At 32.7% G+C, this 7,766-nt stretch carries 5 protein-coding genes; all 5 read left to right on the top strand.

Annotated elements, in window-relative coordinates:
- The first annotated feature begins 435 nt into the window (after positions 1-435).
- The 5 genes from HMPREF9144_RS03460 (at position 436) to HMPREF9144_RS03480 (ending at position 7,442) form a co-directional block, all read left to right on the top strand.
- A complete protein-coding gene (locus HMPREF9144_RS03460; protein ID WP_006044478.1) occupies positions 436-3,591 on the top strand; it encodes a C10 family peptidase in 3,156 nt (1,051 codons plus the stop codon).
- 405 nt (positions 3,592-3,996) lie between these two features.
- On the top strand, positions 3,997-4,491 hold the full coding sequence (locus tag HMPREF9144_RS03465) for a hypothetical protein (RefSeq protein ID WP_006044479.1): 495 nt from the start codon (positions 3,997-3,999) through the stop codon (positions 4,489-4,491).
- Positions 4,492-5,020: 529 nt separating this feature from the next.
- On the top strand, positions 5,021-5,815 hold the full coding sequence (locus tag HMPREF9144_RS03470) for a Cof-type HAD-IIB family hydrolase (RefSeq protein ID WP_006044480.1): 795 nt from the start codon (positions 5,021-5,023) through the stop codon (positions 5,813-5,815).
- An 88-nt stretch (positions 5,816-5,903) separates the two neighbouring features.
- Positions 5,904-6,554, top strand: coding sequence for a cation diffusion facilitator family transporter (locus tag HMPREF9144_RS03475; protein ID WP_006044481.1), 651 nt, complete (start codon positions 5,904-5,906; stop codon positions 6,552-6,554).
- 108 nt (positions 6,555-6,662) lie between these two features.
- The gene (locus HMPREF9144_RS03480) at positions 6,663-7,442 is read left to right on the top strand and encodes a ZIP family metal transporter (RefSeq protein WP_006044482.1); all 780 of its coding nucleotides are present in this window, start codon (positions 6,663-6,665) and stop codon (positions 7,440-7,442) included.
- The last annotated feature ends 324 nt before the right edge of the window (positions 7,443-7,766 follow it).

Genomic DNA, 7,766 nt, shown 5'->3' on the forward strand with positions numbered 1-7,766 from the left:
TAGTAGCTAAGATTATAAGCAAAATATAATGATATTAGGTATAATATCCCAATTTGGTATTAAATAAGAAATAGAGTAGTAAATTGTTAATAATCAATACTCTATAATTGTGAATGAAAATATAATAAGAAAATAGAAAAATATAATAAGAAACTAAGCGATTTATAATTACAAAATTAAAAATCATAATTAATTTTTCAGGAACTACTAATATACTTTCGAAAGAGGTATAGCGAATAAACAATGAGTTAATGAGTTGAAATATTATGAAAAAGGAGCATAATTTTTCATAACTCTCTTAGCAAAATGGAAAGTTTTTTTTAAAAAACTGCATTTAAAGTATTGCGGTTTGCAATTATTTATTTAAATTTGCAACCACTGAAGAAATATAATCTCAGATTTTAATACTAAGTTTCATTTAAATATTACACAAACATGAAAAAAACTCTAACGAGCCTGCTTCTTTTGTTGTTGTTTACACCAGTTTTGTGGGCAGCACCAGTGAAGTTAAGCACAGCAAGCCAGACTGCTAAAAGGTTTTTACAGCAGTATGGTAAGCAATTAAAAGGAACAAATGCTGCCTATGCTCCGAGAATGAATGCACAAAGTGCTAATGCAACAGCACCTTATTATGTATTTAATGCTCAAGATGGAAAAGGATTTGTTATAGTATCGGGCGATGATCGTACTTCTGAAATCCTAGGTTATAGTACAACAACAAGCTTCGACATAAACAATTTGTCTGAAAATATGCGAAGCTTTATGGACGGAATGGCAAAAGAAATCAGCCTATTAGATAAATATAATGTAAAAAAGGCTGCGAAAGCTCCTAGTAAAATGGAAGCAAGAACTCCAATTGCTCCAATAGTAGGATCGTTATGGAACCAAGATTCTCCTTATAACGATTTATGTCCTGATGATCCATATAGCACATCTGGCGAAAAACTTGTAACAGGTTGTGTTGCTACAGCTATGGCGCAAGCAATGTTTAAATATAAATGGCCAAGCGAAGTAATGAGCACAATGAGCCCTTATAAATGTAATGTTCACGAAAACCTTGCAAGATTGGGTCAGAGTAAATATAAAACAATCTCTGTAGACGGTGTTGCTGCCGGAACTAAAATAGATTGGGACAATATAGAAGCAACATATAGTGCAAATACATCAACAGAAAAAAGAAAAGCTGTTGCTGAACTTATGTCGTATGTTGGTCGTTCTGTTAAAATGGAATACGATAGAGCTATAAATGGTGGCTCTGGTACTACAAACTTTACTATTGCTCCAGCTCTAAATAAGTATTTCAATTACAATGCTTCTTGCATTATGCGCGAAGATTATAATTTAGCAGACTTTGAAACAAGAATTTATAATGAAATAGCAGAAGGACGTCCTGTAATATTCTGTGGTCAATCTACTGGAGGTGGACACTGTTTTGTACTCGATGGATATGATGGAAAAGGATATTTCCATGTAAACTGGGGTTGGGGTGGCTCATCTAACGGATATTTTAAAGTAGCTATTCTTAATCCAGAAAGTACTGCTGGTATTGGAGCAAGTTCAACTTCTGACGGTTATGGTATGGGACAAAGTGCAATTGTGGATCTTTCTCCTAATACATCAGGTAACCCTATTACTTTAATGTTACAACCAGACATTACTGGCGTGTCAAAATATCAAAATACAGTTTCATATACATTATCTAACTTTAATAATGAGTCAGTTGCTGTTCAAACTGGTTTAGGTAAAATAGAAGATAATGGAAATGTTACTCCAATTTCTGCGCTATCTACAATGACTGTAGAATCTGGTTATTTAAGAAGAAATACTGTTCAGGTAACAGGACTAAATACTGCAGGTGTATATAAAGTAACTCCTATTCAACGTCCAAAAGATACTAATGGCAGATGGCTGTACGATCCCTATGTTTATGCTACAGTAACAGTTGATGCTACAGGTAAAACAACTGAACTAAGATATGAAAATTATGGTGATTTCACTAAGTTGAGAGCTTCAAATTTCTATGTAACATCAAGTGGTGTCGTTGGCAAAATGAATAATGTGAATGTTACTGTGAAAAATGTAGGCGATCACGAAGTTCATACTACAGTTTATTTGGTATACGAAACAACAAATGCGGCAGGAAAAGCTGGAAAGCAAGTTCATTCTCAAGCTCCTATTACAATTCCTGCAAATAGTAGTATAGAAATACCAATGGGCTTCTATGCAGATAAAGTTGGCGAGCATAATATTTCTCTTTGTGTAACCGAAGATTATCGCAATTATCAAGCACTTGGTACTGCTAAAATTAATGTTGTGAGCGCATCTACTGCACCAGAAAAATTAGCTTATTCATATACTTTGAACGGTGCTTCTGGTTCAACTATCTACGATAGTAGAATATCTGGTAGCGTTAAAATTACAAATAACGGAACTGGCGTATTCAGCGACAAACTTACAATAGCAAGAGTAAATTCTAGCGTAAATGCTGACCAAGCTTTTGGCACATCTAAAGACATTTCTCTTCAACCAGGTGAATCAACTACAATCAATTTCTCATTCGATGAATGTGTACCTGGTCAGCATGTATTAGTTGTAACATACATGAATGGTCAGAAATTAGCAATTAAGTCTGGTTCATTTAAGTATACAACAGTAAAGAAAGGTATCGTTATGTATAATGGCGATGGTTCTAGACAAGGTTATGCTCCAGCTGCTACCATAAAAATTCCAGAAACTGTAGCTGCAGTAGACTTACGTGGTGGTAATTTCACAGCTGTTGAAGGAAATAATAATCCGAATGTGCTATATTATGTAGATTCTGATAAGGCATCTACTACAGGTTTGCCAGCACAAAATGTGATTGTAGATGGAAAAGCTGCGAAGGTTGTTCTTACCGATGGTAACGACTTCTATTGTCCTTCTGCATTTACTGCCGACCAAATTTCTTACACACGTAAATTCGACAAGGCTTCTGATGGAAAAACAAACTACGAAGCTATTTATGTTCCATTCAATCCAACTGCTATAACAGATGGAACTAAGAATTTAAAATGGCAAGTTAAAGATGGTGAAGCTAACGATTTCTATTTGATGCAGTTTGCTGGTTCTAATGCAGACAACTTGAATTTTGTTTATGCTAACGAAACATTCAATTGCAATGTTCCATATTTGATGGCTGTTCCACAAACTCTTGTAGGAAAGAATATCACTTTTAGCGCAAATAATGTTCAGGTTCTTGACAACGTTTCACGTTTCAGCGCTGTAAACAATAATAACTTTATATTTGCAGGTACTTCTGGTAAGACAACTTTAGGCGAAAATGGTTATGTTCTCTCTGCTGATGCTAAGTCATTCGAGCTAAAACCAGCTGCAACAGTTGATGCTTTCCGTGCATATATTATTGGACATGATGGTTTAAACAAACTTAATATCTTGTTTAATAACGATTTTGTAACTGGTATTAACGGCATCAATAACAACGAAACAGAAATAAAGACTGTTTACGACCTCCAAGGTCGCCGTCTTCCAGCTGAAGCTGCAACTAAGAAAGGTGTTTATATCATTAACGGCAAAAAAGTTGTAGTGAAATAATAGACGAAACTTCCCATATTATTGGGAACAATAAATAAAAAAATAAGGGGTTGTATTGAATATTTTAATACAATCCCTTTTTTGTAGCCGTAAAGACTACAGAAGTAACTAAGAAAATGAATAAACCATAAAACAAAATTTAATGAACAAAAGAAATATTGCAAATGAAAACATAGAATATCTGCATAAATAACTACATTTGCAGTTGTGTACTTTAGTTTAAAAACATATAACTTTTGTGCATTATAAATAGGGTAAGAAGCCATTATGAATATTAGGGAAACTTTAGATGATATGTAAGAATAGTTTTCTGTTATAAAAATAATGTGTAACCTTATAGTACCTAAGTAATGCAGAAAGTTAAAAAGAACAAGAAGAAAATTAAAAAAACAGTTATAGTTAGTTATGAGCTCAATACAATTCAATTACTTTGCAAATGAAAAGGGAGAGCAAATTATAAAACAAGAACTCTTAAATTGTTTTGGTTCTCTTTATATAAGGGAGTATTGGGGAAATAATAAAGAGCCCCTTGAATGTTCCATTGAAAATATATCTGGTTTTACACCATTTGTAGGTAAAAGGCTATTGCTAACATCAAATAAAGAGAAAGAGCTTATAATAGAAGATGAAGACAGATTTGTAAGTACGTATATTAGTCCTATTTTAGAGTACACTCCTTCAAAAAATAGAGATGAAAATATATATGTAGAAGGGCGTTTGGTTTATTTTGCAAGTAATGAGTTTCCTGAATTTAAAAGCAAAGTACAATCTTTATTCAGAAAACTCAAAAAACATTGTTGGAAAGATAAACATTGGAAAAGTTTATGGGTATTTGAAACTATTGGAGACGAGGCAACAGTTTTTATACCCAATAGGGTTGTTCTTCTGAAAAGAGATTGAACTGTTTAGCTTTTAAGAAGTAAGTTTTACCACAATATTTGTAGAATAAAAGTAGAATTTGTTTTAAGATAGGTTGTTAATATAACCGATTGATTTATTTTTTAGTTGTAAAATAGGATAAGCTCACTTCTTCTGAAATATTATTCTTCAAAACGGGAAAATTTTAGAAGACAATAAGCTCCAGAAAGAAGACTATAAAATAAGTAAAACAGCAAAGAAAATAAGAGCCAAAATTCAAAACTACAACTTCGTAATTATAAGTCCTTGCAGTTTTAATTATAAATTAAAAAATAGTAATTATATTTTCGGTGAATTATAATTATATTTTTGGCGAATTATAATTATAACTTATTCTTAATAAACTTCTTCCTTTAGCGGTTTTATTTATTATGATAGAATATACCATATAAATATAAGTTTAAAGTAATAGGTTTATTATTCCTTGCTCTCCCCATTTCTTGGTATTTTTCTTTATCACACTTATATAACAAAATCTTTTAGTACCTTTGCATTCGTAAAAAGATAGGATATGACAATAAAAGCTGCTTTTTTTGATATAGACGGTACACTTATATCGTTTAAAACCCACAAAGTTCCACAATCAACAATCAGTGCTTTAACAAAAGCAAAGCAAAATGGTATAAAAATATTTATATCAACAGGGCGACCAGTTGCGCTTATTAATAATATTAACGATATAAAACATTTAGTAGACGGATATATTACTTTTAATGGTGCCTACTGTTTTATGGGAAATCGTGAGTTTGTGCTTTCTCCTATACCAAAAAGTGATGTACAAACAATGTTAGCAGATGCAGAAAAACGCAATTATTGTGTTGCTGTATGTGGAAAGAAAGAGGTGATAATACATAATTACAAAAAAGTTTTTACCGATGTATTTGTAAACGAATTAGGCGTAAACAATGTAGATGAAAATAAAACTATAGCCAATTTAAAAGGACAGCCAATATTGCAGATGACACCTTTCTTTACAGAAGACGAAGAAAAAGTAATAATGCCAGAGATTCCACATTGCGTTTCGGCACGTTGGCACCCTGCATTTACCGATATAACAGTAAAAGGAGCTAACAAAGGAAATGCTTTAATTACAGTAGCAAGGCAATTAGCACTTGATATTAACGAATGTATTGCTTTCGGTGATGGAGGAAACGACCTTTCAATATTAAAAGCTGCAGGAATTGGTGTTGCTATGGGGAATGCAAATGATGATGTTAAGGCAGTTGCAAATTATGTTACAACATCAGTAGACGAAGATGGTATTTGGAATGCACTAAAACATTTCAATGCTATAAGAAACGAATAAGCGCAAAAGTTATTTTCGTTCTACAAACTATTTTCTTTGAAGGGATAAAGCACAATACAATAAGAAATCATTAAAAAGAAAAAATAAGTTGGAAGCTGAATATATAGAGACAACCAAACAAGAAAAACGTGTACGTTTTGTAGTGCTTTTTACATTATTTATAGTGGCTATAGAAGTTGCTGTTGGTATAGTTTCGCATTCTATGGCACTCTTAGCCGATGCAATTCACCTAATGTCTCATGAATTAATATTAGGATTAAATTGGGCAGCATACATCTTAGTGCGTCGTTTGCAAAATAAACAGTCGGAAAGTTACGATACAAATAAGATATTAAACCTATCTGCTTTCGCAAGTGGTATATTTTTACTTGCAACGGCTATATTTATTGTTGTAGAAGCATTTGAACGTTTGGGCGGACATTCAGAACATATCATAAATCATAACTTTGCTATAATAGCTGCTGTTATAGGATTAATAGCGAATATTATTTGTGCACGTGTAATGTACGATAAGAAAGGCATAGCCGACTATAATAGCCATGCAGTTTATTTGCATTTGCTATCCGATATCTTATCTAAAACTGGTATAGTTATAGGTATAGTATGTGCAATGCTTTGGGGTATTTTGTGGATTGATGCCGCTGTTGCCATTATTTCAGCACTTATTGCAGCCCATTGGGCTAAAAATTTGCTTTGGGATACTGGACGAATTCTTACGAGGAAAGAAAACGCAATCTGAAGTTACCCCATAAATATATCCGAGGTTATAAGATTTAAAAGCATATCACTACACAATAAGAATAAGTTTCTTATAAAATAGGCATTAAAAATAAAGAAAGGTAATACAATGATAGTAACAATATTCGGTTTATTAATACCACTAATGGGAACAGTGTTAGGTTCTGCTTTCGTATTTTTTATGCGAAACGAGATGCCTGCACGTTTGCAAAAAGCATTATTAGGTTTTGCTTCAGGCGTTATGGTAGCAGCTTCTATATGGTCGCTTATAATTCCATCTATGGATATGTGGGCAGATCAGGGCCGTTTACGAATAATTCCAGCTTTGGTTGGCTTTCTTATCGGAATAGCTTTCTTATTGCTTATCGATTATATAACTCCACACCTTCATATTGGAAGTGATAAACCAGAAGGACCACATACAAAATTGAGTCGTACGGCAATGTTAACTTTTGCAGTTACTATTCACAATTTGCCAGAAGGTATGGCAGTTGGTGTTGTTTTAGCCGGAGCTTTACAAATTGGGAGTGCTATTTCTACTGCAGCTGCAATGACAATGGCAATTGGTATTGCTATTCAAAACATTCCTGAAGGGGCAATTATTTCTATGCCAATGCGTGAAGCAGGAAATTCTCGTTTAAAATCGTTTATAATAGGCTCTCTTAGTGGTATTGTTGAACCAATTGGCGGAATTCTTGTAATTCTTTTGGCTAGTACTATAACGCCAGCTCTACCATATTTATTAAGTTTTGCTGCTGGTGCAATGTTTTATGTGGTTGTAGAAGAACTTATTCCTGAGGCTTCAGAAGGCGAACATTCTAATCTTTCTACAATTGGTTTTGCAATTGGTTTCGCATTAATGATGACCTTAGATGTTGTTTTAGGGTAAAGAGTTATAAAAATACCATTATTTAAATAACATATTTATCCTATTACCAGGATAAACATACATTCTTTTTGTGGTAGAAATTTACAATATTCGTTTTTTTATTAGTATTTAAACTACTAATAGAAAAATTGCTGCATTTTGTTTATTTATTTCTGTACAAAAAAATATACAAAAAAAATATTAGAAATATTTGGTAGTATGAAATATAATCATTACCTTTGTCTCAGTTTTTTTAGTGGTTAATTTAGTTTTAGTATTGGAACCTTGATTGATGTGATATCAATCAAGGCTTTTTTATGTTTTTTATTTTCCATTTCTGTTGCA

Source organism: Prevotella pallens ATCC 700821 (assembly GCF_000220255.1).
GTDB lineage: Bacteria > Bacteroidota > Bacteroidia > Bacteroidales > Bacteroidaceae > Prevotella > Prevotella pallens.

Bases quoted from the DNA above. Each gene is read 5' to 3' on its own strand.
- HMPREF9144_RS03465 (WP_006044479.1), top strand. From the start codon at position 3,997: ATGAGCTCAATACAATTCAATTACTTTGCAAATGAAAAGGGAGAGCAA.
- HMPREF9144_RS03470 (WP_006044480.1), top strand. From the start codon at position 5,021: ATGACAATAAAAGCTGCTTTTTTTGATATAGACGGTACACTTATATCG.
- HMPREF9144_RS03480 (WP_006044482.1), top strand. From the start codon at position 6,663: ATGATAGTAACAATATTCGGTTTATTAATACCACTAATGGGAACAGTG.
- HMPREF9144_RS03460 (WP_006044478.1), top strand. From the start codon at position 436: ATGAAAAAAACTCTAACGAGCCTGCTTCTTTTGTTGTTGTTTACACCA.